Origin of the sequence: Kitasatospora sp. NPDC001527 (assembly GCF_040298605.1) — a bacterium.
Taxonomy (GTDB): Bacteria; Actinomycetota; Actinomycetes; order Streptomycetales; family Streptomycetaceae; genus Kitasatospora.
The window spans coordinates 58,640-84,732 of record NZ_JBEPAM010000032.1; the positions used below are offsets into that span (position 1 = coordinate 58,640).

Here is a 26,093-nt window from a genome sequence, read left to right on the forward strand (position 1 = left end):
CTGACGTGGCGTCGTCAGGACTCCTATGGTCACCCCACCGAGGGCCGCGACTCCGCCGGTCGCGGCCCCCGGATTCCTACCACCACTGCCGCCCAAGGGAGTTCACTCCCGCGGGCCGACCCGAGGGAGCCGGCACGATGACCACGAGCCTCGACAAGGAGTCCCGTGCCGACGCCGCCCCGCTGGTGGTCCTGCACAACGTGAACAAGCACTTCGGTGCGCTGCACGTGCTGCAGGACATCGACCTGGAGATCCACCAGGGCGAGGTGGTCGTGCTGATCGGCCCCTCCGGCTCGGGCAAGTCCACGCTGTGCCGGACGATCAACCGGCTGGAGACCGTCGACTCCGGAACGATCACCATCGACGGCCGCCCGCTGCCCGCCGAGGGCCGGGAGCTGGCCCGGCTGCGGGCCGAGGTCGGCATGGTGTTCCAGAGCTTCAACCTGTTCGCGCACAAGACCGTGCTGGAGAACGTCGTCCTCGGCCAGGTGAAGGTCCGCGGCATCGCCAGGGACAAGGCCGTGGAGACCGCCCGGGAACTGCTGGACCGGGTCGGCGTCGGCGCCCAGGCCGCGAAGTACCCGGCCCAGCTGTCCGGCGGCCAGCAGCAGCGCGTGGCGATCGCCCGGGCGCTGGCGATGAACCCGAAGGTGATGCTCTTCGACGAGCCCACCTCGGCGCTCGACCCCGAGATGATCAACGAAGTGCTGGAGGTCATGCGCCAGTTGGCCGCCGACGGCATGACGATGGTGGTGGTCACCCACGAGATGGGCTTCGCCCGCTCCGCCGCCAACCGGGTGCTGTTCATGGCCGACGGCCGGATCGTCGAGCAGAACACCCCGGACGCCTTCTTCACCGCGCCGCGCTCCGACCGCGCCAAGGACTTCCTCTCCAAGATCCTGCACCACTGATCCCCCGGGCCGGTCCCGGCCGACGGCGGCAAGGGCGCCGCCGCGTCCGCCTGCCCGCCCACCTGCCTGCCTGCCTGCCTGCCCGATCGTTCCGACCTGCCTTCGCCAGAGCCCGGTTGACCCGTGGCCCAGCCCGAGGAGACCCCCATGAGGACCCGTCGCACCTTCGCCGTCGCGCTCTGTGCCATCGCGCTCACCGCCACCGCCGCCTGCGGCAAGGACGGCACCCCCGGCGCCGCCGCCACCGGGGCCGGCGGCAGCAGCGCGCCCGCGCTGCCCACCTACACCGTGAAGTCCGACGTCAAGGTGGACTCGGCGATCCTGGCCGCCGCCAAGCAGCGCGGCCAGCTGATCATCGGCGCCAAGGCCGACCAGCCCTTCCTCGGCTTCGAGGACCTCGCCACCGGCGACCGCAGCGGCTTCGACATCGAGATCGCCAAGATGGTCGCCGCCGATCTCGGCTTCACCCCGCAGCAGATCAAGTGGCAGACCCTGGTCTCCTCGCAGCGCGAGCCGGCCATCTCCAAGGGCCAGATCGACTTCTACGTCGGCACCTACAGCATCAACGACGAGCGCAAGAAGACCGTCTCCTTCGCCGGCCCGTACTACATCGCCGGCCAGGACCTGCTGGTCAAGGCCGACAACACCACGATCACCGGCCCGGACTCGCTGAACGGCAAGAACGTCTGCACCGCCACCGGCTCGACCTCGATCAAGAACATCGAGAAGTACTCGCCGAAGATCACCCAGTTCGACACCTACTCGGCCTGCGTCGAGAAGCTGATGTCGGGCGAGGTCGACGCGGTCACCACCGACGACGCCATCCTCAAGGGCTACGCCTCCAAGTACGCGCCCAAGCTCAAGGTGGTCGGCCAGCCCTTCACCAAGGAGAACTACGGCGTCGGCCTGAACAAGGACGACAAGGCGCTGCGCGACGCGATCAGCGACGCGATCAAGGCCCACCAGGACAACGGCGACTGGAAGAAGGCCTACGACGCCACCCTCGGCCTCTCCGGTTCCACCGCGCCGCAGCCGCCGGCCCTCGACCGCTACTGATCCCCCACTCCCCCGAGTCGACGAACCCCTGAGAGGAGGGCCGCCGGATGGGCTTCCTGTTCGAGGACGGCAACTTCGCGCTGTTCCGCGACGGCTTCCTGCAGACGATCGTGCTCAGCGCGCTCAGCGCGCTGCTCGCCCTGCTGCTGGGCACCCTGCTGGCGGCCTTCCGGGTCTCCCCGATCCCGGCCCTGCGGGCCTTCGGCACCGCCTGGGTGACGGTCTTCCGCAACACCCCGCTGACCGTGCTGTTCTTCGCCGTGACCTTCGGCCTCCCGCCGCTCGGCGTGCACTTCGACCACCTCACCTTCGCGGTCCTGGCGCTCGGCGGCTACACCGCCGCGTTCGTCTGCGAGGTGCTGCGCTCCGGCATCAACACGGTGCCGCTCGGTCAGGCCGAGGCCGCCCGCAGCCTCGGCCTGACCTTCGGTCAGACCCTCACCCAGGTCGTCCTGCCCCAGGCGGCCCGAGCCGTGCTGGCGCCGATGAGCAGCGTCTTCATCGCACTCCCGAGGAACTCCGCGATCGCCGGCGCGTTCAGCGTCGGCGAGCTGTACAGCGTCCAGCAGGGCTTCTCCGACGGGGACGGCTACTCGATCTTCGCGATCTTCTTCTGGGTGGCCTGCGCCTACCTGCTGATCAGCGCCACTGTCGCCCTGTTGTTCCGCTTCCTGGAGTCCCGACTGGCGGTGGCCCGATGAGCAAGCTCCTCACCCGTTCCACGACGGCCGGCGTCCTCTACGACGCCCCCGGCCCCAAGGCCCTCGCCCGCTACCGGGTCTTCGGGGTGCTCTCACTGCTCGGCATCGCCGGACTGTTCTGGTACGCCTTCAGCGCGCTGAACGACAACGGCCAGTTCGACCCCCAGCTCTGGGACGCGTTCCAGTACACGACCATCCAGCAGCGGATCGTCGACGGGCTGGTCGCCACCCTGCAGGCCTTCGGGCTGGCGGCGGTGTTCTCGCTGGTGCTGGGCGCGCTGCTGGCCGCCGGGCAGTTCTCCGACCACCGGCCGGTGCGCTGGGCGTGCGTCTCCTTCGTCCAGTTCTTCCGGGCGATGCCGCTGCTGATCCTGATCGTCGCGCTCTACTACGGGTTCTTCGCCAAGGAGCCGATGTGGGCGCTGGTGCTCGGGCTCACCCTGTACAACGGCTCGGTCCAGGCGGAGATCATCCGCAGCGGCGTCAACGCCGTCCCCCGGGGCCAGGGCGAGGCCGCGTACGCGCTCGGGATGCGCAAGACCCAGGTGATGACGACCATCCTGGTCCCGCAGGCGGTCCGCTCGATGCTGCCCTCGATGCTCGGCCAGCTGGTCGTGACGCTCAAGGACACCTCGCTCGGCTTCGTCATCACCTACAACGAACTGCTCTTCGTCGGCAAGGCCATCGCGACCCAGCCGCTGAACGCCGCGGGCTTCCCGTACATCCCGGTCGTCCTGGTGATCGGGCCCATCTACATCGCGATGTGCCTCCTGCTCACCGCGCTCGCACGGTGGATCGAGGCACGCGGGCGAAGCGGCGCGAACCGGCGCACTTCACCTGCTGCTTGACGGACACGCAGGCGAACTGTTGCATTGCTCTTCGTGACACCTTCCGGGAGCATCCACGCGGCATATGACGGCAGGCCGGCGACCGACCCGTGCTCCGGCGTCCGCGGCACCCGTCCGTATCCGAAGGGTCCGGCATGGACCCGGTGATCGTGGTCGGGGCCGGGCCGGTCGGCCTGGCCCTGGCCCTCGCGCTCGCCCGGCACGAAGTGCCGACCGTCGTGCTCGACGAGGGCTCCGGGCTCTGCCCGGAGAGCCCGCGCAGCGTCGTCCTCGGCGCCGACACCGCGGCCTTCCTCAGCAGGATCGGCTACCCCCGGGCCGTCGCCGACGCCGCCCGCTGGGACGCCTTCACCGTCTGGCGCCGCCGCCAGGAGGTGCTCCGGATCGACCTCGCCGACACCCCCGTGCTGCACCTGCCCCAGCACCGCCTCCAGCGCGGACTGCAGGACGCCCTCACCGGCACCCCGCTGGTCAGGCTGGTCCCGCTCAGCCGGGTCACCCGGCTCGAACAGGACCGCGACGGCGTCAGCGTGCTCACCCGCAACCCGAAGGACGGCACCGAGACCTGGTGGCGCGGCAGCCACCTGGTCGGCTGCGACGGCGCCCGCTCGGCCGTCCGCAAGATGCTGAAGATCCGCTTCCCCGGCCGGCCCGCCGTCGACCGCAGCGCCGTCGCCACCGTCCGGGTCGACCTGCCGTTCACCGAGCCCCGGCTGCACCGCGAGCCGCCGTGGCGCGGCGACCGCGAGGCCACCGCCCGCCCGCTGCCGCACGGCGTCTGGCGGCTCGACTGGCGGCTGCCGCCCGGCCGGCCCGCGGTCACCGAGCCGGTCGACCCGCACGCCACCTGGCCCGGCATCGTCACCGGCGACACCCTGCTCACCCGGGTCACCGCCACCCTCACCGGCTGGTGCGGCGAACTCCCGACGTTCGACCTGCTCGCCGCCGCCGACCACACGGCCCAGCAGCGGCTGGCGGCCCGGTTCCGGGTCGGCCGCTGCTTCCTGGCCGGCGACGCCGCCCACCTGCACGGCGCGCTCGGCATGCAGAACCTCACCGACGGCCTGCGCGACGCCGACAACCTCGCCTGGCGACTCGCCCTCGCCTGGCACCTCCACTCCGGTGGCCCGCAGCCCGGCGGCTCCCTGCTCGACGGCTACGAGGCCGAGCGGCGCGGCGCGGTCGGCGCCCGCCTGCGCGCCGTCGACCAGGCCATGCCGCTGCTGCGCCCGCTGCGCGGCTGGGCGCAGACCCGGCGCTCGCTGTTCACCGGCTCGTTCCGCAAGCACGCCCCGCTGCTCGTCGACGGGCACCTCGGCACCGGGCGGTTCGGCGGTGCCCCCGCCTACCCGGCCGCCCCCTCCGGCGTGCCCGGGCGGGTCCCGGTCCAGCGCGGCGCGCGCGGCGCCACCTCGCTCAGCGAACTGCTGCCCGCCACCGCGCCCGGCGTGCTCGTCCCGGACCTGCCGGTGCTGACCACCGACGGCACCCCGGACCAGTTGCACACCCGGCTCGGCGCCGGGTTCCTGCTGCTGCTGGTCGCCCCCGGCACCGCCGTCTGGTCCGCCGAGCGCTGGCTGGGCGCCGGGCTGATGCCCCGGCTGGCCGAGGTCGCCGCCGCGCTGCCGGTGCCGGCCGAGGTCCTGGTCACCGAGGCCTACCCGGGTGCCGGCCCGCACACCGTGCTGCTGATCCGGCCCGACGGCCATCTGGTCGGGGTCACCCAGGGCGCGGACGGCGAGGACCTCCAGGCGCTGGCCGACCGGGCCCGGGGCGGCCCGGCCTCGCTCACCGGCGGGCCCGAACCGGAGCCGCCGGCCGCCCAGTCGGCCGGCGCCCAGGGCGGCGACGGCGCCGGGCGCTGAGGGGATCCTGACGCCGTGGGGCCCGACGCCGTGGGGGTCTGCGGCCGAGGGGGCCTGGGGCCCGCTAGCGGGCGACCTCGGTGACCCGGCTCTCCCGGACGACGGTGACCCGGATCTGGCCCGGGTAGGTCAGCTCCTCCGCGACCTGCTTGGCGACCTCCCGGGCGATCACCTGCGCCCCGAGGTCGTCCACCACCTCCGGGCGGACCATCACCCGGACCTCCCGGCCGGCCTGCATCGCGTAGACGTCGGCCACGCCGTCGTGCGCCCGGGCGATCTCCTCCAGCCGCTCCAGCCGGCGCACGTACGCCTCCAGCGACTCCTTGCGCGCCCCCGGGCGGCCGCCCGAACAGGCGTCCGCGGCCTGGACCAGCACCGCCTCCACCGTCTTCGGCTCCACCTCGCCGTGGTGCGCGGCGATCGCGTGCACCACGTCCGCCGGCTCGTCGTGCCGCCGGGCGAAGTCCGCGCCGACCGCCGCGTGGCTGCCCTCGACCTCGTGGGTCAGCGCCTTGCCGATGTCGTGCAGCAGCGCCGCGCGCCGCACCGGCTCCGGGTCCACCCCGAGTTCGGCGGCCATCATCCCGGCCAGGTGCGCCGACTCCACCAGGTGGCCGAGCACGTTCTGCCCGTACGAGGCCCGGTAGCGCAGGGTGCCCAGGGTGCGGACCAGCTCCGGATGCATGCCGCCGACCCGGACGGCCAGCAGCGCGTCCTCGCCCGCCCGCACGCAGCGGCGTTCGACCTCCGCACGGCTGCGCGCGTGCACGTGCTCGATCCGCAGCGGGTGGATCCGGCCGTCCTCGACCAGCTGCTCCAGGGTGAGCCGGGCGGTCTCCCGGCGGACCGGGTCGAAGCAGGAGAGCTGCACCACCGCCGGGGTGTCGTCGATGATCAGATTGACGCCGGTGACGGACTCGAAGGTCTTGATGTTGCGGCCCTCGCGCCCGATCACCCGGCCCTTCATCTCCTCGGTGGGCAGCCGGAACACCGACACCGCGGTCTCGGCGGTCTGCTCGGCCGCCAGCCGCTGGATCGCCCCGGCCACGATGCCCCGGGCCCGTTGCTCGCCCTCCTCACGGGCGGCGCGCTCGATCTCCCGGACGGTGACCGCCGCCTCCCGGCGGGCCTGCGCCTCGGCCGCGCGGACGAGTTCGGCGCGGGCCTGCTCCGCGGAGAGCCCGGCGGTACGCTCCAGTTCGGCCGCCCGGTGCCGGACCAGCTCGTCGGCCTCGCCCCTCACGCGCGCCAGTTCGGCCGTCCGCTCGGCGAGTTCGCCCTCGCGGGCACGCAGCCGGTCGAGCTCCCCGGCCAACCACTCCTCGCGCCGGTCGAGTTCGGCGCGCTGCCGGTCCGCCTGCCGCTCGGTGCGCCGCCGCGCCCGCTCGGTCTCGGCGGCGGCGCGGCGCTGCGCGCTGCGGAACCGCCGGGCCAGCAGCCAGGCCGTCACCAGGGCCGCCACCACGGCCGCCGCCAGCAGGGAGACGGCCGGTCCGGCGCCCACCGCGATCCTCATGCTGCCCACTCCCCGTCCAGCCGCGGCACGCCGCCCGGGACCGTCGCGCGGCCGGCCCGGAACCGCCCGGTCGCAGGCACGGCCGGAGCGCGGCCGGGGGTGGCCGAGGGATGATCGACGTGCTCCCGCACTGAGTGCGAGGCTAGGCGTGGGTTACGAAACGGTCAAGACTGGCCAGGCAGTTGACCAACCCTCGGGTAACCCCCGGTGACCCGGGCGTCAGTCCTCGTACGCCGTGTCCCCGTACGCCCCGTCCTGCTCCCCGGCGCCGGCCTCCTCCTCGTCCAGCGCCTCCCGGACCACCCGGAAGGCCAGCCCTTCGGAGTAGCCGCGCCGGGCCAGCATCCCGACCAGCCGGCGGGTGCGGGTCTGCCGTTCCAGGCCCCGGGTGGTCCGCAGCCGGCGTTCGACCAGGGCGCGGGCCGCCTCGGTCTCGTCGTCCTGGTCGACCTGGGCGAGGGCCTGCTCGGCGAGGTCACCGGCGACGCCCTTGGTCCGCAGCTCCTGCGCCAGCGCGCGCCGGGACAGACCGCGGACGCTGTGCCGGGACTCCACCCAGGCCCGGGCGAAGGCGGCGTCGTCGATCAGCCCGACCTCCTCCAGCCGGGTCAGCACCTCCTCGGCGACCTCGTCCGGGATCTCCCGCTTGCGCAGGGCGTCGGCGAGCTGCTTGCGGGTCTTGGCCGCGCCGGTGAGCAGGCGCAGGCAGATGTCCCGGGCCCGGCTCTCGGGGTCGGCCGGCTCCTCGGGGCGGCGGCGCCGGGGCGCACCGGGGCCGTCCACGTCCGGACCGTCGGCGCCGCCGGTGCCGTCGGGGTCGGTGCCGTCACGGTCGGCGCCGCGCCGGGTGCGGCCGGAGCGCCGCTTCGGCCGCTCCTGCGGGAACGCCGGGGCGGGGCCGGCCGCACCCCCGTGACCGGCCGCCCCCGCTCCGTCGTCCTCCTCGCCCCCGCCGGCGGGCCCGCCGGGGAACCGCTCCTCCGCCAGCGCCGAGCGGCGACGCCGCCGCCCCGCCGGCAGCTCGGAGGCGGAGACGAGCCCGAGCTCCCCCGTGTCCGCCGGCGCCGACCGGCGCACCCGCCCGGCGTCCGGGCCGGACCCTGGTGCGGACGCGGGCTCCGGCTCGGCCACGGCCGCGAACCAGTCCGGCGGCCCGTAGTCGTCGTCCTCCGGGCCCGTCGGCCCGCCACTGTGCTGCGTCAACGGCTCAGGCCTTGGCGGCCGCCGTCTTCTTCGCCGCGGCCGTCTTGGCGGCGGTCGCGGTGATCGGCTTGGCCGCGCCCTCGGCAGCATCCGCCGCCGCGGCCTCGGCCGGCTCCTCGACCTTCGGGCCGATGCCCAGCTTGCCCTTGATCTTGCGCTCGATCTCGTCGGCCAGCTGCGGGTTGTCCCGCAGGAAGTTGCGGGCGTTCTCCTTGCCCTGGCCGAGCTGGTCGCCCTCGTAGGTGTACCAGGCACCCGACTTGCGGATGAAGCCGTGCTCGACGCCCATGTCGATCAGGCCGCCCTCGCGGCTGATGCCCACGCCGTAGAGGATGTCGAACTCGGCCTGCTTGAACGGCGCGGCGACCTTGTTCTTCACGACCTTGACCCGGGTGCGGTTGCCGACCGCCTCGGTGCCGTCCTTCAGGGTCTCGATCCGGCGGATGTCCAGGCGGACCGAGGCGTAGAACTTCAGCGCCCGGCCACCGGTCGTCGTCTCCGGCGAGCCGAACATCACGCCGATCTTCTCGCGCAGCTGGTTGATGAAGATCGCGGTGGTGTTCGACTGGTTCAGCGCACCGGCGATCTTCCGCAGCGCCTGGCTCATCAGCCGGGCCTGCAGACCGACGTGCGAGTCGCCCATCTCGCCCTCGATCTCCGCGCGCGGGACCAGCGCCGCCACGGAGTCGATGATCACCAGGTCGATCGCGCCGGAGCGGATCAGCATGTCGGTGATCTCCAGGGCCTGCTCACCGGTGTCCGGCTGGCTGACCAGCAGGGCGTCGGTGTCCACGCCGAGCTTCTTGGCGTACTCCGGGTCGAGCGCGTGCTCCGCGTCGACGAAGGCGACGGTGCCGCCGGCCTTCTGGGCGTTGGCCGCCAGGTGCAGGGTCAGCGTGGTCTTGCCGGAGGACTCGGGGCCGTAGATCTCGATCACCCGGCCGCGCGGGATGCCGCCGACCCCGAGGGCGACGTCCAGGGCGGTGGACCCGGTGGAGATCACCTCGACCGGCTCGTTGGCCTTCTCGCCGAGGCGCATCACCGAGCCCTTGCCGAACTGTCGCTCGATCTGGGCGAGCGCCGTCTCAAGGGCCTTCTCGCGGTCCGTACCTGCCATGGCTTCCACCCTCGGGTTCTGTGCTGTGCGCTTCATCGTCCTCGACGCTAGCGCGTCCCACCGACAATCGGCTCCGACCCGGCTCTGCCTGGGGAGAACTCTGCGCCGGAGAGTACAAAGAACAAGTGTTCGAATCAAGCCGGGGCCGTTCGAGCCCCGCTCCCGGGGCGCCCCCGGCTACTCCCGGTCCGAGCCCCCGCCGACCATCCGCCGCAGCCTGCGCGCCGCCTCCCGGCGCAGCGCCCGCCGCTGGCGGCGCTGCTCGCCGCGGTCGATCCGCGGGTCGGTCACCTCGTACCGCCGCACGTACGTGCCGACGAAGCCCTGCAGGGTGGCCGCCGCCGGAATGGCGATCAGCGCGCCGACGCCGCCGAGCAGCGCCGCGCCCGCGATCACCGAGCCGAACGCCACCGCGGGGTGCACGTCCACCGTCTTCGCGGTGATCCGCGGGTGCAGCAGGTAGTTCTCCACCTGCTGGTAGACCACCACGAAGACCAGCACCCAGAGCGCGTCCACCGGCTCCGGGGTGGTCAGCGCCACCAGCACCGGCAGCGCCCCCGCCAGGTAGGTGCCGATGGTCGGCACGAACTGCGACATGACGCCGACCCAGACCGCCAGCGCGGCCGCGTACGGGAGGTCGAGCAGCGCGAACATCACCCAGTGCGCGAGCGCCGAGGCGACCGCGAGCAGGGCCCGGGAGTAGAGGTAGCCGCCGGTCTTGGCCAGCGCGATCTCCCAGGCCCGCAGCACCTCGGCCTGCTTGGCGGGCGGCAGCATCGAACAGACGGTGCGCCGCACCCGGGGCCCGTCGGCGGTGAAGTAGAAGGTGAAGAGGCCGACCGTGAACGCCTGGAACAGGCCGCCGAGCAGGGTCGTGGAGACGCCCCAGACGTTGTCCGCGGCCGACTGGGCGTAGCTCTCGATCGCCCCGGAGTCCTTGAGCAGCTTCTTCTGCAGCTCGTCCAGCGAGAGGTCCTGGTGGAAGGTGCTGTTGATCCAGGTGATCAGGTTGTCGAGCAGGTGCGGGAGCTCACCCGCGATCTTCCCCACCTGGTCGACCAGCAGGGTGCCGAGCGCGGTCAGGAACCCGCCGACCGCTATCGCCACCGCGATGAAGACCAGGAAGGTGCCGACTCCCCGGCGCACCCCGCGGGCCGCCATCCGGTCCACCGCCGGCTCCAGCGCCAGCGCCAGGAAGAAGGAGACCAGCAGCATCACGAAGAGGTCGATCAGCTGGTGGAAGGCCCAGTCGGCGAGCTGGAACAGCCCGACCATGACGAGCGCCAGCACCATCGCCCGCGGCAGCCAGCGCGGCATGCCGGAACCCCAGATGCCGTCACCCGCGGTGCGGGCCGGCGCCGGTTCCGCTTCCGCGGCGGGCGGGGAGGCGGGCGGAGGGCCCGCTGCCTCGTCGGCGACCTGCGCCGACCTGTCCGGATTCTGCTGTTCTGCACTGCTTGCCACTCGCACAGTCTGACCCATGTCCGACGCGCGTTCGAGCATCGGCCGGAAGTCGTCGGGCGGCGGCCGGACCGGACCCGACCGGCTCAGCGCAGCACCGCGGAGACGCCCTGGGTGTCGCAGACCACACGCCAGACGTCCTTGGCCTCCCAGCCCGCCTCCAGCGCCTGGCGGACCGTCCGCCCGCCGAGCTCGCTCATCACGTGATCGCTCGCGAAGGACTCCGCGTACGCCTCGCCGAAGTGCGCGTACATCCGCCGCCAGAACTCCGTCAGCCTCATGCCCACCAGTATCCCGGACCGCCGCACGGCCCCGTCCCGCCCGCTCTCCCGGCCCGCCCGCCCCGGCCCTACGGGTGCCAGTCGGCCGCCGTCAGGGCGTACTCGACCTCGCCGTGCTCGCTGCCCTCGATCGGCTCCGGGTGGTCCTCGCGGAAGGTCCGCACGTACGAGAGCCCGGCCTTCTCCATCACCCGCCGCGAGCCGCGGTTGACCGCCATGGTGTACGCCACCACCCGCTCGACGCCGAGTCCGGTGAAGCCCCGGCGGATCAGCGCCCGGGAGCCCTCGGTGGCGTAGCCGCGGCCCCAGGCCGCGCGGCGCAGCCGGTAGCCCAGTTCGACCTCGGTGCGGTCGCCGTCCGGCGGCCGGAACTCGAACCAGCCGAGGAAGGCCCCGCCCGCCCGCTCCTCGGCGGCCCACCAGCCGAGACCGCCGTACCGGCGGTAGTGGTCGAGGTAGAGCGGCAGCAGGGTGGACTCGACGACCTCGCGCGGGGTGGCCCGCCCGCCGGTGAGGTAGCGGGTGACCTCCGGGTCGGCGTCCAGCTCGACCAGCGCGTCCACGTCGGCGGCGGTGAAGCGGCGCAGCACCAGCCGCTCGGTGGTGAGGAAGACATCCATCCCCCGATCCTCGCCCGCCCCCTCCGGTCCGTCATCCGGTTTTCCGGGCCGTGCGCTCAGCGCGGCAGGACCAGCGCCCCGGCGCCGTAGTACTCGCGGTCGCCGCAGGCGTGCGGGCCGGGCGGGCAGGCGGCGTCCGCGGTGGTGGCCAGCAGTGCGGCGAGCCGGTCGGAGTCCCAGTCCGGGTGCAGCGCGGCGGCCACCGCGACCGCGCCGGTGACGTGCGCGGCGGCCATCGAGGTCCCGGCCAGGGCGGCGTACCGGCCGTCGGGCCAGTCGGAGACCACCGCCCCCCGGGCGCCGCCGTCCGGGTCCCCGCCGGGGGCGGCCAGCGAGACCCGGCCGCGCCCGTGGTTGGTGTAGACGGACGGGCGGCCGTCCCGGTCGACGGCGGTCACGGTGACCACGCCGGGCAGTTCGCCGGGCAGCCGGACGCACTCGGGGCCGAGCGAGCGGGACTGCGGCGCCCCGCCGGTGCGGTCGTTGGGGCTGCGCTCGTCGCTGCGGGCCGCGCCGAGGTCCTGCCCGTCGTTGCCGGCCGAGGCGACCACCACCGCGCCGTTCCGGCGGGCGTACTCGACGGCCCGGCCGACGGCGGCGGTCAGCGCGGCCTGGTCGGGGTCGTCGGGGCAGTTGTACTTCCACGGGTCGGCGAAGTAGCTGTTGTTGATCGCCCGGGCGCCGTGGTCGGCGGCCCAGAGCATGCCGCAGACGATGTTCTCGGCGTAGTACTGGCCGAGCGGGCCGAGCAGCCGGACGGCGGCGATCCGCACCCCGGGGGCGACCCCGCTGACGCCCCGGCCGTCCCGGGCGGCGCCGACGATCCCGGCGACATGGGTGCCGTGGCCGCTCTCGCCGACCCCGGCGTCGGGGCGCCAGGCGCCGGTGCGGGCGTCGGGGCGGCCGTCGGCGCAGGAGACGGAGCTCTTCGGGTCGACGGCGGCGCGCAGGTCGGGGTGGGTGTCGTCGACGCCGGAGTCGAGGACGGCGACCAGCACCCGGCGCAGGGCGTCGGCGCCGGGGGTGTCCGGGCCGCGCGGCGAGCGGGGGGTGGTGTCCGCGGCCGCGCCGGGGGCGGCACCGAGCAGCGCGAGGTTCCAGGCGTCGCGCTCGCCCGGGTCGGGGACCGTGACGGTGCTGTCGTCCCCGCCGTCCCCGTCCCCGTCCCCGCCGCCGTCGCCAGAGCCGCCCGGGCCGCGTAGCCCGGCCCGGAAGTCGCCGGCGCCGTCCACCGACCGGGGCGGGCCCGGCACCGGCGCGGTGCGGGTGGCACCGACCGAGGCCACCCCGGGCCGCCCGCGGACCTTCTGCGCGAAGCCCCCGGCGGCGTACGCCAGCACCACCCCGATCTGCGGGTACTCCTGGACGACCTGCCCGCCGGCCGCGCGGATCTGCTCCGCCGCCCGTTCGGCCCCCGCGGCGTCCGCCCGCTCGGCGAGGACCAGGTAGCTGAGGTACGCCCGCCCCGGCCCGGCGACATAGGGGACGGCGCCGCCGACGACCAGCGCGGTCAGCAGCATCGCGAGCAGGACGCGCAGCGGCCCCCGGCCGCGGCGCCGGGCGGGGGCGGCCGGACCGGCCATCCGGGCGGGCACCGGAAGGGGGCCTCGGCCGGACGGGTCGGCCTGCGCCATGGCACGGTCTCCGCTCGTCGGTCCCGGCGGCCGGACCGGGGCGGCCGGCCGCCGGAGGGGCTGGTCTTCACAGGAGCGTCACAGGGACTGAATCATCACCATATGATCGGTTTGTCCGTTCTGCCTTCCCGATTGCCCCGAACGGCCACCGCCCCGCACCCCCGCGCCCCGCCGGACCCGCCCCCTTGTCGGTGCCACCCGGCACCATGGGGGCATGGCGACCGCGCACCCGACCCCCACCCCGGCCGACCCGCTGGCCGGCTTCGCCCCCGCCACCCGGGCCTGGTTCACCGGCGCCTTCTCCGCGCCCACCACCGCCCAGGCCGAGGCCTGGCGCGCCATCGCCCGGGACACCGACGTCCTGGTGGTCGCCCCCACCGGCTCCGGCAAGACCCTCGCGGCCTTCCTGTCCGCCCTGGACCGGCTCAGCAGCACCCCGCCTCCCGCCGAGCCCAGGCGCCGCTGCCGGGTCCTCTACATCTCCCCGCTGAAGGCCCTCGCGGTCGACGTCGAACGCAACCTCCGCGCCCCGCTGGCCGGCCTGCGCCAGGCCGCCGTCCGGCTCGGCCTGCCGGAACCGGACGTCCAGGTCGCCATCCGCTCCGGCGACACCCCGGCCGCCGACCGCCGCCGCTTCGCCACCCACCCGCCGGACATCCTCATCACCACCCCCGAGTCGCTCTTCCTGCTGCTCACCTCCGCCTCCCGGGACGCCCTGCGCGGCATCGACACGGTGATCCTGGACGAGGTGCACGCCGTCGCCGGCACCAAGCGCGGCGCCCACCTCGCGCTCTCCCTGGAGCGGCTGGACGAACTGCTCGACCGCCCGGCCCGCCGGATCGGCCTGTCCGCCACCGTCCGGCCGGTCGAGGAGGTGGCCCGCTTCCTCAGCCCCGGGCGCGGCGCCGAGGTGGTCCAGCCACCCGCCGCCAAGGAGTTCGACCTCTCCGTGGTCGTCCCCGTCCCGAACCTCGACGACCTGCCCGCCGCCCCGGCCGTCGGCGGCGCCGCCGACGGCGACCCGCAGCGCCAGGCCTCCATCTGGCCGCACGTCGAGGAACGGATCGTCGACCTCGTCCAGGCCCACCGCTCCACCATCGTCTTCGCCAACTCCCGCCGCCTCGCCGAGCGGCTCTGCAACCGGCTGAACGAGATCGCCCTCGAACGCGCCACCGGTGCCGGCCTGCCCGAGGCCCACGCCCCCGCCCAGCTGATGGGCGGCTCCGGCGCCGCCAAGGGCGCCCCGCCGGTGATCGCCCGCGCCCACCACGGCTCGGTCTCCAAGGAGCAGCGCGCCCTGGTCGAGGAGGAACTCAAGGCCGGCCGGCTGCCCGCCGTGGTCGCCACCTCCAGCCTGGAGCTCGGCATCGACATGGGCGCCGTCGAGCTGGTGGTCCAGGTCGAGTCCCCGCCCTCGGTCGCCTCCGGCCTCCAGCGGGTAGGCCGGGCCGGCCACCAGGTCGGCGCGGTCTCCACCGGCGTGGTCTTCCCCAAGTACCGGGGCGACCTGGTGCAGTCCGCCGTGGTCACCGAGCGGATGCGGGCCGGGCGGATCGAGGCCCTGCGCATCCCGCGCAACCCGCTCGACGTGCTCGCCCAGCAGCTGGTCGCGATGACCGCGCTGGACACCTGGCAGGTCGACGAACTGCTCACCGTGGTCCGCCGGGCCGCGCCGTTCGCCACCCTCCCGCAGTCCGCCTTCGACGCGGTGCTCGACATGCTGGCCGGCCGCTACCCCTCGGACGCCTTCGCCGAGCTGCGCCCCCGCCTGGTCTGGGACCGGGTGGCCGGCACCGTCAGCGGCCGCCCCGGCGCCCAGCGGCTCGCCGTCACCTCCGGCGGCACCATCCCCGACCGGGGCCTGTTCGGCGTCTTCATCGCCGGCACGGATCCGAAGAAGGGCGGCGGCCGGGTCGGAGAGCTGGACGAGGAGATGGTCTACGAGTCCCGGGTCGGCGACGTCTTCACCCTCGGCACCACCTCCTGGCGGATCGAGGACATCACCCACGACAAGGTGCTGGTCACCCCCGCCCCCGGCGTCCCCGGCCGGCTCCCGTTCTGGAAGGGCGACAGCCTCGGCCGCCCGCTGGAACTCGGCCGCGCGCTCGGCGCCTTCACCCGCGAACTCGGCGCGCTCGACCCGCAGACCGCCACCGCCCGGCTGAAGCGGGCCGGCCTGGACGACTGGGCCGCCGGCAACCTGCTCGACTACCTCGCCGAGCAGCGCGCCGCCTGCGGCCACCTCCCCGACGACCGCACCATCGTGGTCGAGCGCTTCCGCGACGAGCTCGGCGACTGGCGGATCGTCGTGCACTCCCCCTTCGGCGCCCAGGTGCACGCCCCCTGGGCGCTCGCCCTCGCCGCCCGGCTGCGCGAGAAGCACGGCCTCGACCCGCAGGTGATGCACGCCGACGACGGCATCGTGCTCCGCCTGCCGGACGCCGATCTCCTGGACTTCCCTTCCGACAAGCCCGTCACCGACGACGCCCCGGTCGGCGCCGACGCCACCCTGTTCGACCCGCAGGAGATCGAACAGCTGGTCACCGACCAGGTCGGCGGCTCCGCCCTGTTCGCCTCCCGCTTCCGCGAGTGCGCCGGCCGCGCCCTGCTGCTCCCCCGCCGCAACCCCGGCAAGCGCACCCCGCTCTGGCAGCAGCGCCGGCGCGCCGCCCAACTCCTGGAGGTCGCCGCCGAGTACGGCTCCTTCCCGATCGTGCTGGAGGCCGTCCGCGAGTGCCTCCAGGACGTCTTCGACGTCCCCGGTCTGGTCGAACTGATGGGGGACCTCGAATCCCGCGCCGTACGGCTGGTCGAGGTCACCACCCCCGAACCCTCCCCGTTCGCCCGCTCCCTGCTCTTCGGCTACGTCGCCCAGTTCCTCTACGAGGGCGACTCCCCGCTCGCCGAGCGCCGCGCCGCCGCCCTCTCGCTCGACTCCCGGCTGCTGTCCGAACTCCTCGGCCAGGCCGAACTGCGCGAACTGCTCGACCCGCAGGTCCTCGCCGAGCTGGAGGCCGAACTCCAGCGGCTCACCCCCGAGCGCCGGATCAAGGACGCCGAGGGCGTCGCCGACGCACTGCGCCTGCTCGGCCCGCTCAGCGAGGCCGAGCTGACCGCCCGCGGCGCCGAACCGCTCTGGGCCCTCGAACTGGAGGCCGCCCGCCGGGTGATCCAGGTCCGGATCGGCGGCGAGCAGCGCTGGGCCGCCATCGAGGACGCCGGCCGGCTGCGCGACGCCCTCGGCACCCCGCTGCCGGTCGGCGTGCCCGAGGCCTTCACCGAACCGGTCAAGGACCCGCTGGGCGACCTGCTCGCCCGGCACGCCCGCACCCACGGCCCGTTCACCGCCGCCGAGGCCGCCGAACGCTACGGCCTGGGCTCCGCCGTGGTCACCGGCACCCTGCACCGCCTCACCGCCACCGGCCGCCTGGTCCAGGGCGAGTTCAGCCCACCCGTCGCCCACCACCACCCTTCCTCGGAAGCGCTTCGCGCCGCCCCTCCCGAGCAGCACACCGCCACCGTCGAGTGGTGCGACGCGGACGTCCTGCGCCGGCTGCGCCGCCGCTCGCTGGCCGCCCTGCGCCAGGAGGTCGAACCCGTCCCGCCGCGCGCCCTGGCCGCCTTCCTGCCCCAGTGGCAGCACCTGGCCGGCCACCGGCTGCGCGGCCCGGACGGCCTGCTCCGGGTGGTCGAACAGCTCCAGGGCACCGCCCTGCCCGCCTCCGCCCTGGAGAAGCTGATCCTCCCGGCGCGGCTCACCGACTACTCCCCCGGTCTGCTGGACGAACTGACGGCGGCCGGCGAGATCGGCTGGGCCGGCGCCGGGGCGCTGCCCGGAAAGGACGGCTGGATCAGCCTGCACCTGGCCGAGAACGCCCACCTGCTGCGCCCCGAACCGGTGCCGCCCGCCGTCACCCCCGTGCACACCGCCCTGCTGGAGGCGCTGACCGGCGGCTACGGGCTGTTCTTCCGCCAGCTGGTCGCCCAGCTCCCGGAGACACCCGAACCGGAGGTCGTCGAGGCCCTGTGGGACCTCGTCTGGGCCGGCTACGTCAGCAACGACACCCTGGCCCCGCTGCGCGCCCTGCTCGGCTCGGGCCGGACCGCCGGCGCCACCGCGCACCGGGCGCCCCGGGCCACCCCGCGCGGCCGCTTCGGCGGCGCCGGGCGCCCCTTCGGCAGGGTCGGCGGCGCGCTGCGCGGCGGCCCGCCGACGGTCGGCGGGCGCTGGTCGCTGCTGCCCGCGTTCGCCGCCGACCCGACCGTCCGGGCCACCGCCCAGGCGCAGAGCCTGCTGGACCGGCACGGTCTGCTCACCCGGGGCACGGTCGCCGCCGAGCGGGTCCCGGGCGGCTTCGCCGGGGTCTACCGGGTGCTCTCCGCCATGGAGGAACGCGGCCGGACCCGCCGGGGCTACTTCGTCGAGGGGCTGGGCGGCGCCCAGTTCGCCATGGAGGGCGCCGCCGACCGGCTGCGCTCGGTCAGCGGCCGGCTGGAGCGGGCCGCCGGCACCGAGTGGCCGGCCGCCCCGTCCGCCGAGCCCCCGCAGGCCCTGGTGCTCGCCGCCGCCGACCCGGCCAACGCCTACGGCGCCGCACTGCCCTGGCCCGAGCCGCCCGCCGGGTCCGCCGAGGCGGCGGGCAAGGCGCACCGGCCCGGCCGGAAGGCCGGCGCCCTGGTGGTACTGGTCGACGGCGAGCTGTGCCTGTACGTCGAGCGCGGCGGCAAGTCGCTGCTCGCCTGGACGCGGGACGACGCCACCCTCGCCGCCGCGGCGGCCGCGCTGGCCGGAGCCGCCCGGGCGGGGGCGCTGGGCAGCGTCACCGTCGAACGGGCGAACGGCGAGCCGGCCCTCGGGTCGGCGCTCGGCACCGCCCTGGAGCAGGCGGGCTTCCACGCCACCCCGCGTGGTCTGCGACTGCGCCCCTGAGCCCGGCGGCGGGCGGCCGTACGCACGACGAGGGCCGTGGGACCGACCCGGTCCCACGGCCCTCGTCCGCGTTCTGTCACCCGGCCGGAGGTCCGGCCACCGGTTCGACGACCGGCTCACCCGTTCGGCGCCGCACCCGCGTCCGGCGCCGCGGCGGCCCGGTGGACCGCCAGTCGGCATGGACCGGGATCATCCCGAGGCCCCAGCCGCCGGCCGCCAGCAGCGCCGGCACCGCGCCCCCGGGCAGTTGCCCGGGGCCGGCCGACAGCCACCAGCCGAGCCCCCCGACCAGGACCGTCAGGAGGCCCAGCCCCAGCCGAAGCGGCCGGGACCGCGCCCGCCGGAAGGGTATTCGGGCCCTGGTACGCGTCACCGCCGCACTGCGCACGACCGCCTCCTTCGCTCAACCCGGGCCCCGTGGGGCCCGTACCGAGGCCAGGTCAGGCGGCGACCACGTCCATCGCGGCGGCCTTGGGCGACATGTTCGCCCGGTCGGTGCCGGGAGCCGGCAGCGGAACCGGTTCGAGCACCGGCCTCAGCAGTTCACCTTCGGAGAGGGTGGCCATCGCCGCAAGTTCGGCGAGCGACAGTTCGTCGCTGACCTCGCGCATGACCTCGGACATCCGGACGTCGAGTGCGTCGCAGATGGCGGAGAGCAGCTCCGAGGAGGCCTCCTTCTGTCCCCGCTCGACCTCGGAGAGGTACCCGAGCGAAACCCTGGCGGCCGCCGACACCTCGCGGAGTGTGCGGCCCTGGCGCTGGCGCTGCCGACGCAGTACATCGCCCAGTAGGCGACGGAGCAGGATCATCGGTGCCTCCCTCCTCGGACTGCGGATCGAGATGTCACGCCCCCACCGTACCGCCTTGCCCGCTTCGCGTGCGGGGACCATGGTCGTGTTCACTCTGGGCTGCAAGGCTGTCCCCTCCCCTGTTTCGGTGTCGCACCCGGGTCGGCGGGCACCTCGTCGTACCCTCCGGGCGGCACTCGGCCACCGCCACGCCACTCGTTCGCCACCTGGTTTCTGCCCAACCAGGCCCTCCGATGTAACACGATCCTCCAGATGTACGATGCCCGCACGCCAGTTCGGCAGATCCCGGCTCGGTGGAGATCTCGGCGGGCGGCCCCGGTGGAGACCGGGGAGCGGTGTGACGGGTGGCCGGTGGGACGGCCGGTGAGGGCAGTGCGGACGACGACTCAGTGCGCGGGTGTACCGGACGGGAGCCGCCCGACGAGCAGCTCCAGAGCGGCGGTCACCGCCCTGTGACGGATTGTGGCACGCTCTCCCGACAACCGTGGCGAACTGACCAGAGTTCCCTCCGGACCGGCGATCGCGAGGTGTACCGTGCCGACCGGCCGGCCGTCCTGCGGCTCCGGGCCGGCCACCCCGGTCGTCGCGACCCCGTAGGTCGCCCCGAGCAACTTGCGCACGCCCTCGGCCATCTGCCGGGCCACCACCGGGTGGACCGGACCGTGGACGTCCAGCAGCCCCTCGTCGACGCCCAGCACCGAGGCCTTCAGCTCGGTCGCGTAGGCGGTCACCGACCCCCGGAAGGTCGCGGACGCCCCGGGGACGTCCACCAGCGCGGCCGCCAGCAGCCCGCCGGTCAGCGACTCCGCGACGGCCACCGTGCCGCCCTCGGCCCGCAGCGCGGCGTGCGCCCGCTCGGCCAGCCCGTAGTCGGCCGGCCCTCCGGCCGCCGCTCCGGCCGCCCCGCCCGGCTCCACGACGCCCCCGGTCCGCACGGCCTCGGATCTACCACTCATCCCGACGTCCCTCCCTCGCGCTCCCCCGGGCCGGTCCCGGAGTACCCGCCATTGTGGCGCCCGGGGGCCTCCCGCGACCGGGATCCGCGCGGTTTCACCCGCGCGGGCGCTGCGCCGCCAGTCCCTCGCGGCGCAGGCGCAGCGCCTGCCCCACGTAGTCCAGCGCGGTGCCGACGGTCAGCAGCACCGCGACGCCCATCAGCACCGCCCGGCCGGTGGCCAGCCAGCCGGTCAGCGCCAGCACGTACATGCCGACGGCGATGCCCTGGGTGAGCGTCTTGAGCTTGCCGCCCCGGCTGGCCGGGATGACGCCGAAGCGGATCACCCAGAACCGCATCAGCGTGATGCCGAGCTCACGGGCGAGGATCACCACGGTGATCCACCACGGCAGGTCGCCCAGCACCGAGAGGCCGATCAGCGCCGCGCCCATGATCGCCTTGTCGGCGATCGGGTCGGCGATCTTGCCGAAGTCGGTGACCAGTCCCTTGCGCCGGGCCAGCTCGCCGTCGAAGAGGTCGGTGATCATCGCGATCGCGAAGGAGGCCCAGGCCACCGAGCGCCACTTGGGGTCGTGGCCGCCGTCGGCGAAGAGCAGGGTGACGAAGACCGGGACCAGCAGCAGCCGGACCATGGTCAGCATGTTCGCGATGTTCCAGATCCCCGGCGCCGGGGGCACCGCGGCCTCCGGTCTGCCCGGGTGGGCCGCGGCCGGGGCGCCGGGCCCCTGGGTCATTCCCCGGCTCCCGGTGCCCGGCGGACGCGCACCTGCTCGAGCGCCTCGGCGACCAGGTCGACGCCCTCGCCGGCGACCACCCGGGCCCGGTAGAACTGCCCGACCCGGGCGTCCTCGGCGCCGGTCAGGGTGGTGAGGCCGTCGGTCTCCGGCGCCTGGTGGGCGGCGCGGCCCTCGACCAGGTCGCCGTCGACCGACTCGACCAGCACCTCGACCTCGGTGCCGATCCGCTGCTCGGCCCGCTGGGCGGTCATCTCCTCGGCGAGCTTGCTGAGCCGGGCCAGCCGGTCGGCCACCACGTCCTCGGGCAGCTTGTCGCCGTACGTGGCGGCCTCGGTGCCCTCCTCGTCGGAGTAGCCGAAGACGCCGATGGCGTCCAGGCCGGCGTGCGTGACGAAGCGCTCCAGCTCGGCGAAGTCCTCCTCGGTCTCGCCGGGGAAGCCGACGATGAAGTTGGACCGGGCGCCGGCCTGCGGGGCCTTGTCGCGGATGGTGCCGAGCAGCTCCAGGAACTGGTCGGTGGAGCCGAAGCGGCGCATCCGGCGCAGCACGGCCGGCGCGGAGTGCTGGAACGACAGGTCGAAGTAGGGCAGCACGCCCTCGGTGCCGGTCATCGCGTCGATCAGGCCGGGGCGCATCTCGGCGGGCTGCAGGTAGGAGACCCGGACCCGCTCGACGCCGTCGATCGCGGAGATCTCGCCGAGCAGGGTCTCCAGCAGCCGGATGTCGCCGAGGTCCTTGCCGTACGAGGTGTTGTTCTCGCTGACCAGGACGACCTCGCGGACGCCCTGCCCGGCCAGCCACTGGGCCTCGTGCAGCACGTCGGAGGGCCGGCGGGAGATGAACGAGCCGCGGAAGGCCGGGATGGCGCAGAACGAACATCGGCGGTCGCAGCCGGAGGCGAGCTTGACCGAGGCGACCGGGCTGTCGTCCAGGCGCTTGCGCAGGGTGCGCGGGCCGGAGGCGGGCGCGACGCCCTCCGGCAGGTCCTCGGGGGCGCCGTGGCCGGGCACGGCCACCTCGGCGGCGGCGGCCTGGCGCTCGACGGGGCTCAGCGGCAGCAGCTTGCGGCGGTCGCGCGGGATGTGCGGCGCGTGGTGGCCGCCGGACAGGATGGTCTGCAGGCGGTCGGAGATGTCGGCGTAGTCGTCGAAGCCGAGCACGCCGTCGGCCTCGGGCAGGGCGTCGGCCAGCTCCTTGCCGTAGCGCTCGGCCATGCAGCCGACCGCGACCACGGCCTGGGTGCGGCCGTGGTCCTTGAGGTCGTTGGCCTCCAGCAGGGCGTCGACGGAGTCCTTCTTGGCGGCCTCGACGAAGCCGCAGGTGTTGACGACGGCGACGTCGGCTTCGGCGGCGTCGTCCACGAGCAACCAGCCGTCGGCTTCCAGTCGCCCGGCGAGTTCCTCGGAGTCCACCTCGTTGCGGGCGCATCCGAGCGTGACAAGGGCGACAGTACGGCGTTCAGGCATAGGGCCAAGATTAACGCGCGCCCGCCGGAGCCGTTCGCCCCGGAGGCCACACGCCCGGTCCGGCCGGTTCCGCCCGGGGGCGGCCGACCCCCGCGATCAGCCCGCCTGCGGGTCGCCGGGGGTGTACGTGACGTGCACCACCTGGCCGTTCTTGCCCGCAGGACCGAGGTCCTTGCCGTTGACGTACACGTGCACGGCGCCCGCGTTGCCGATCACCAGCTTGATCTGCTTGGGATCGGTGAAGGTCTGGTCCTGGCCTTCTTCGATGTTGTTCTGGAACAGCGACTTGCCGGTGCCGTCCACCGCCGAGACCCAGCTGGTGTCCTTCTCGGCGACCAGCTTCACGGTGACCTTGTCGGCCGGGGCGGCGGCGATCGCGGGGGCGCTGGGCGCCGGGGCGGGCGGCTGCACGGCCGGGGTGGTCACGGGGGCGACCGGGGCGAGCGAGCCGGTGCCGGAGCCGGCGGGCAGCGGGGCGCTGGCCGAGCCGGTGGTGCCGGTCCCGGACTTGCCGCTCACCAGATTGAAACCGATCACCCCGACCACCGCGACGATCGCGGTGACCATCGCGATGGTCCAGTTCGGCCGACCCCGGCCGGGGACCTTGATCGGGCCGCTCTCGATCAGCTCGGTGGGCCGCTTGGAGGCCGGCGAGCCGCCGTGCGCGGCGTCGTAGCGGGCCACCAGGGCCTCGCCGTCGACGCCGACCAGCTGGGCGATCGCGCGGATGTGGCCGCGGGCGTAGAAGTCACCGCCGCACCGGCCGAAGTCGTCCTCCTCGATGGCGTGCACGATCGGCACCCGGACCCGGGTGGCACTGCTCACCTGATCCACCGTGAGCCCGGCCTCGATCCGGGCGGCGGACAGCACCCGGCCGATGCTCGGGGCATCGGCCGCCTGTTCGGCGGCGCCGGCGGGCCGGTCCGGGGACGGGGCGTTCTCGCGGTCGGAGGACTTGCCGATGGTCACGGTGCACGCCTTTCGAGCGGTTGGCCACCTGCTGGGGAACAGTCTAGGGGCGTGGGCGGATCGTTTCTCAAGCGGAACAGGCCCGAATGCGCTCGGCCGCCCCGGCACCGGGCCGGGCGTGCACTGACCGCCCTTTGGTGCGGCGGCCGCCGTCTCCGGGGCCCCCGCACCGCCGTCCGCGCGTCCGGTGTCCCCCGTGGGACGCCGTGCGCACCCGATCGGTTCCGCACCCGCCGCCTACCCCCATCCGAACGGGTGAACACCCGTCAGTGGCCCCGGCCGGCCTCAGCCGCGGATGGAGACGATCACCCCGTCCAGCTCGTCCGGCTTCACCAGGACGTCGCGGGCCTTGGAGCCCTCGCTCGGTCCCACGATGCCGCGCGACTCCATGAGGTCCATCAGCCGCCCGGCCTTGGCGAAGCCGACCCGCAGCTTGCGCTGCAGCATCGAGGTGGAGCCGAACTGGGTGGAGACGACCAGCTCGGCCGCCTGGATCAGCAGCTCCAGGTCGTCGCCGATCTCCTCGTCGATCTCCTTCTTCGGTCCGCCGCCGACCATCACGTCGTCCCGGTACACGGCGGACAGCTGTTCCTTGCAGTGCTTCACCACGGCGGCGATCTCGGCCTCGGTGACGAAGGCGCCCTGCATGCGGATCGGCTTGCTGGCGCCCATCGGCAGGAAGAGCGCGTCGCCCTTGCCGATCAGCTTCTCGGCGCCGGGCTGGTCCAGGATGACCCGGGAGTCGGCCATCGCCGAGGTGGCGAAGGCGAGCCGGGACGGCACGTTGGCCTTGATGAGGCCGGTGACCACGTCGACCGAGGGCCGCTGGGTGGCCAGCACCAGGTGGATGCCGGCCGCGCGGGCGAGCTGGGTGATCCGGACCACCGAGTCCTCGACGTCGCGCGGGGCGACCATCATCAGGTCGGCCAGTTCGTCGACGATCACCAGCAGGTACGGGTAGGGGGTCAGCTCGCGCTCGCTGCCGAGCGGCGGGGTGACGGTGCCGGCCCGGACCGCCGCGTTGAAGTCGTCGACGTGCCGGAAGCCGAACGCGGCGAGGTCGTCGTAGCGCATGTCCATCTCGCGGACCACCCACTGGAGGGCCTCCGCGGCCTTCTTCGGGTTGGTGATGATCGGCGTGATGAGGTGCGGGATGCCCTCGTAGGCGGTCAGCTCGACCCGCTTGGGGTCGACCAGCACCATCCGCACCTCGTCCGGGGTGGCCCGGGCCAGGATCGAGGTGATCAGGCAGTTGATGCAGGACGACTTGCCGGCGCCGGTCGCGCCGGCCACCAGGATGTGCGGCATCTTGGCGAGGTTGGCCATCACGGTGTGGCCCTCGACGTCCTTGCCCATGCCGACGACCATCGGGTGGGTGTCCTCGGCGGCGGTGCGCGAGCGCAGCAGGTCGCCGAGGTTGACCATCTCGCGGTCCCGGTTCGGGATCTCGATGCCGACCGCGGACTTGCCCGGGATCGGGCTGATGATCCGCACGTCCGGGCTGGCCACCGCGTACGCGATGTTCTTGGCGAGCGCGGTGATCCGCTCGACCTTGACCGCGGGGCCGAGCTCGACCTCGTAGCGGGTGACCGTCGGGCCGCGGGTGAAGCCGGTCACCCGGGCGTCCACCTTGAACTCGCCGAAGGTGCCGGTGAGCTGGGCCACCACCTCGTCGTTGAGGGCGCTGCGGGCCTTGGCCGGGCCGCCGCGCTCCAGCAGGTCGAGCGAGGGCAGGGCGTAGGTGAGGCCCTCCGCGAGCTGGAGCTGCTCCATCCGGACCGGCGCGGGGCCGTGCTCCTCGGGCGCGCCGGGGCCGGCGCCGCTGCGGGCGGCCGGGACGGCGGGCTCCTCCGGCGGGGCGGTGCGGTCCTGCACCTGGTGCATCATGTCCGCCACGGCCGAGGAGGCGGGCACGCCGTAGACCAGCGCGCCGTCCAGGTCGGCGGCCGCGCCGGCGGCGAGGTTGCGGGTGGTGTACGGGTCCAGCGGCTCCTTGGCGAACATGTCCGGCTCGGCGGCGGGCTCGTCCTCGGGCTGCTTGCGCTTGCGGCGGCGCCGGCGGGCGGCCACCTCGTCCGAGGGGTCGTCACCGTCCGTGTCCACCGTGAAGGGCAGCGCGGAGGGGTCGGCGTCCTCGGGGGGTTCGTGGGAGAGTTCGCGCTCCGGCGCACGCCCCCCGTCCAGGTCCTGCGGGCCGGGTTCGACCACGCCCAGCCGGACGCCGACCCCGCGCATCCGCTCGGGGATCCGGTTGACCGGGGTGGCGGTGGTGACCAGCAGGCCGAAGAAGGCGAGCAGCAGGAGCAGCGGCACCGCGAGGGCCGGCCCGGCGGCGGCCATCATCGGGGTGGACGCGGCCCAGCCGACGATGCCGCCGGCGGTCCTTATCCGGGTCGCGCCGCTGCCCATCGCGGGCGCGCCGCAGCCGATGTGGACCAGGCCGAGCACACCGACCAGCAGCGTGGTCAGGCCGATCATGATCCGGCCGTTGGCCTCCGGCAGCTCCGGGTGGCGCAGCAGCCGGATCGCGACGGCGGCCAGCAGGAACGGCACCAGCACGTCGAGCCGGCCGAACAGGCCGGAGACCACGTTGGTGGCCGCCTCGCCCAGCCAGCCCTGCGGGCTGAACCAGGTGCCGGCGGCGGTGACCAGGGCCAGCGCCAGCAGCAGCAGGCCGACGCCGTCCTTGCGGTGCGCCGGGTCCAGGTTCTTCGCGCCGTCGCCGAAGCCCCGGAAGACCGTGCCGATGCCGTGCGCCATGCCGAGCCACAGGGCCCGCACGGCGCGGAAGAGTATCGGCCGGGGAGCGGGGGGCGGGGCGGGTGCCTTGGCCGCCGTCTTCTTCCCCGGGGCGGCCTTCTTCGCGGCCGCCTTCTTGGCGGGCGGCTTGGCGGGAGCCTTCGCCACGGCCTTCTTGGACGGTCCCGGACTCGATTTGCGTGCCGCGCTTCCGGGCGTACGTGTGGCCATGGGTCAGCAGCCTACCGGGGCGGACGACCTGTGCCCACGTCGTG

Annotated in this window: 19 protein-coding genes; 6 read left to right on the forward strand and 13 right to left on the reverse strand. The window is 74.4% G+C overall.

Annotated elements, in window-relative coordinates; all coding sequences use genetic code 11:
* Positions 1–137 precede the first annotated feature (137 nt).
* From ABT238_RS25535 to ABT238_RS25555, 5 genes are all read left to right on the forward strand, one after another.
* Positions 138–911 carry an amino acid ABC transporter ATP-binding protein gene (locus ABT238_RS25535; RefSeq protein ID WP_350569095.1) on the forward strand — a complete coding sequence of 258 codons (774 nt, stop codon included), beginning with the start codon at positions 138–140 and terminating at the stop codon, positions 909–911.
* 147 nt (positions 912–1,058) lie between these two features.
* Positions 1,059–1,967, forward strand: a complete 909-nt coding sequence (locus tag ABT238_RS25540; protein WP_350569096.1) for a glutamate ABC transporter substrate-binding protein — start codon at positions 1,059–1,061, stop codon at positions 1,965–1,967.
* 47 nt (positions 1,968–2,014) lie between these two features.
* Positions 2,015–2,668, forward strand: coding sequence for an amino acid ABC transporter permease (locus ABT238_RS25545; RefSeq protein ID WP_350569098.1), 654 nt, complete (start codon positions 2,015–2,017; stop codon positions 2,666–2,668).
* On the forward strand, positions 2,665–3,516 hold the full coding sequence (locus ABT238_RS25550) for an amino acid ABC transporter permease (protein WP_350792626.1): 852 nt from the start codon (positions 2,665–2,667) through the stop codon (positions 3,514–3,516). Before ABT238_RS25545 ends, ABT238_RS25550 begins: the two co-directional genes overlap by 4 nt.
* Before the next feature lie 134 nt (positions 3,517–3,650).
* Positions 3,651–5,381: an FAD-dependent monooxygenase gene (locus ABT238_RS25555; RefSeq protein ID WP_350569101.1), complete on the forward strand. Its 1,731-nt coding sequence runs from the start codon at positions 3,651–3,653 to the stop codon at positions 5,379–5,381.
* Positions 5,382–5,445: 64 nt separating this feature from the next.
* Here ABT238_RS25555 and rny read toward each other — a convergent pair whose 3' ends face one another.
* From rny to ABT238_RS25590, 7 genes are all read right to left on the reverse strand, one after another.
* Complete coding sequence (gene rny / locus ABT238_RS25560) at positions 5,446–6,897, reverse strand: ribonuclease Y (RefSeq protein ID WP_350569103.1); 1,452 nt, start codon at positions 6,895–6,897, stop codon at positions 5,446–5,448.
* A 219-nt stretch (positions 6,898–7,116) separates the two neighbouring features.
* Positions 7,117–8,100 carry a recombination regulator RecX gene (gene recX, locus ABT238_RS25565; RefSeq protein WP_350792669.1) on the reverse strand — a complete coding sequence of 328 codons (984 nt, stop codon included), beginning with the start codon at positions 8,098–8,100 and terminating at the stop codon, positions 7,117–7,119.
* Between the two features lie 4 nt (positions 8,101–8,104).
* A complete protein-coding gene (gene recA, locus ABT238_RS25570) occupies positions 8,105–9,217 on the reverse strand; it encodes a recombinase RecA (protein WP_350569105.1) in 1,113 nt (370 codons plus the stop codon).
* A gap of 177 nt (positions 9,218–9,394) precedes the next feature.
* Positions 9,395–10,681 (reverse strand): AI-2E family transporter, encoded by a 1,287-nt coding sequence (locus ABT238_RS25575; RefSeq protein ID WP_502884331.1) that lies wholly within the window; start codon positions 10,679–10,681, stop codon positions 9,395–9,397.
* A gap of 83 nt (positions 10,682–10,764) precedes the next feature.
* Complete coding sequence (locus ABT238_RS25580; RefSeq protein WP_350569106.1) at positions 10,765–10,959, reverse strand: DUF3046 domain-containing protein; 195 nt, start codon at positions 10,957–10,959, stop codon at positions 10,765–10,767.
* A 68-nt stretch (positions 10,960–11,027) separates the two neighbouring features.
* Positions 11,028–11,579, reverse strand: a complete 552-nt coding sequence (locus ABT238_RS25585; protein WP_350569108.1) for a GNAT family N-acetyltransferase — start codon at positions 11,577–11,579, stop codon at positions 11,028–11,030.
* A gap of 56 nt (positions 11,580–11,635) precedes the next feature.
* Complete coding sequence (locus tag ABT238_RS25590) at positions 11,636–13,213, reverse strand: S8 family serine peptidase (protein ID WP_350792716.1); 1,578 nt, start codon at positions 13,211–13,213, stop codon at positions 11,636–11,638.
* Between the two features lie 214 nt (positions 13,214–13,427).
* On the opposite strand from ABT238_RS25590, the gene ABT238_RS25595 reads away from it, so the two are divergent.
* The gene (locus tag ABT238_RS25595; RefSeq protein WP_350569112.1) at positions 13,428–18,143 is read left to right on the forward strand and encodes an ATP-dependent helicase; all 4,716 of its coding nucleotides are present in this window, start codon (positions 13,428–13,430) and stop codon (positions 18,141–18,143) included.
* A gap of 440 nt (positions 18,144–18,583) precedes the next feature.
* On the opposite strand, the gene ABT238_RS25600 is transcribed toward ABT238_RS25595, so the two are convergent.
* From ABT238_RS25600 to ABT238_RS25625, 6 genes are all read right to left on the reverse strand, one after another.
* Entirely contained in the window at positions 18,584–18,952 is a 369-nt protein-coding gene (locus ABT238_RS25600; protein WP_350551437.1) for a helix-turn-helix domain-containing protein, read from the reverse strand.
* Between the two features lie 386 nt (positions 18,953–19,338).
* Positions 19,339–19,908: a CinA family protein gene (locus ABT238_RS25605; protein WP_350569116.1), complete on the reverse strand. Its 570-nt coding sequence runs from the start codon at positions 19,906–19,908 to the stop codon at positions 19,339–19,341.
* Positions 19,909–20,002: 94 nt separating this feature from the next.
* Complete coding sequence (gene pgsA / locus ABT238_RS25610; protein WP_350569117.1) at positions 20,003–20,641, reverse strand: CDP-diacylglycerol--glycerol-3-phosphate 3-phosphatidyltransferase; 639 nt, start codon at positions 20,639–20,641, stop codon at positions 20,003–20,005.
* Positions 20,638–22,110, reverse strand: coding sequence for a 30S ribosomal protein S12 methylthiotransferase RimO (rimO, locus tag ABT238_RS25615; RefSeq protein ID WP_350792791.1), 1,473 nt, complete (start codon positions 22,108–22,110; stop codon positions 20,638–20,640). The genes pgsA and rimO overlap by 4 nt, the downstream gene beginning before the upstream one ends.
* Before the next feature lie 96 nt (positions 22,111–22,206).
* Positions 22,207–23,079, reverse strand: a complete 873-nt coding sequence (locus ABT238_RS25620) for a helix-turn-helix domain-containing protein (protein WP_350569120.1) — start codon at positions 23,077–23,079, stop codon at positions 22,207–22,209.
* A 285-nt stretch (positions 23,080–23,364) separates the two neighbouring features.
* Positions 23,365–26,049: a DNA translocase FtsK gene (locus tag ABT238_RS25625; protein WP_350792815.1), complete on the reverse strand. Its 2,685-nt coding sequence runs from the start codon at positions 26,047–26,049 to the stop codon at positions 23,365–23,367.
* Positions 26,050–26,093: the final 44 nt, after the last annotated feature.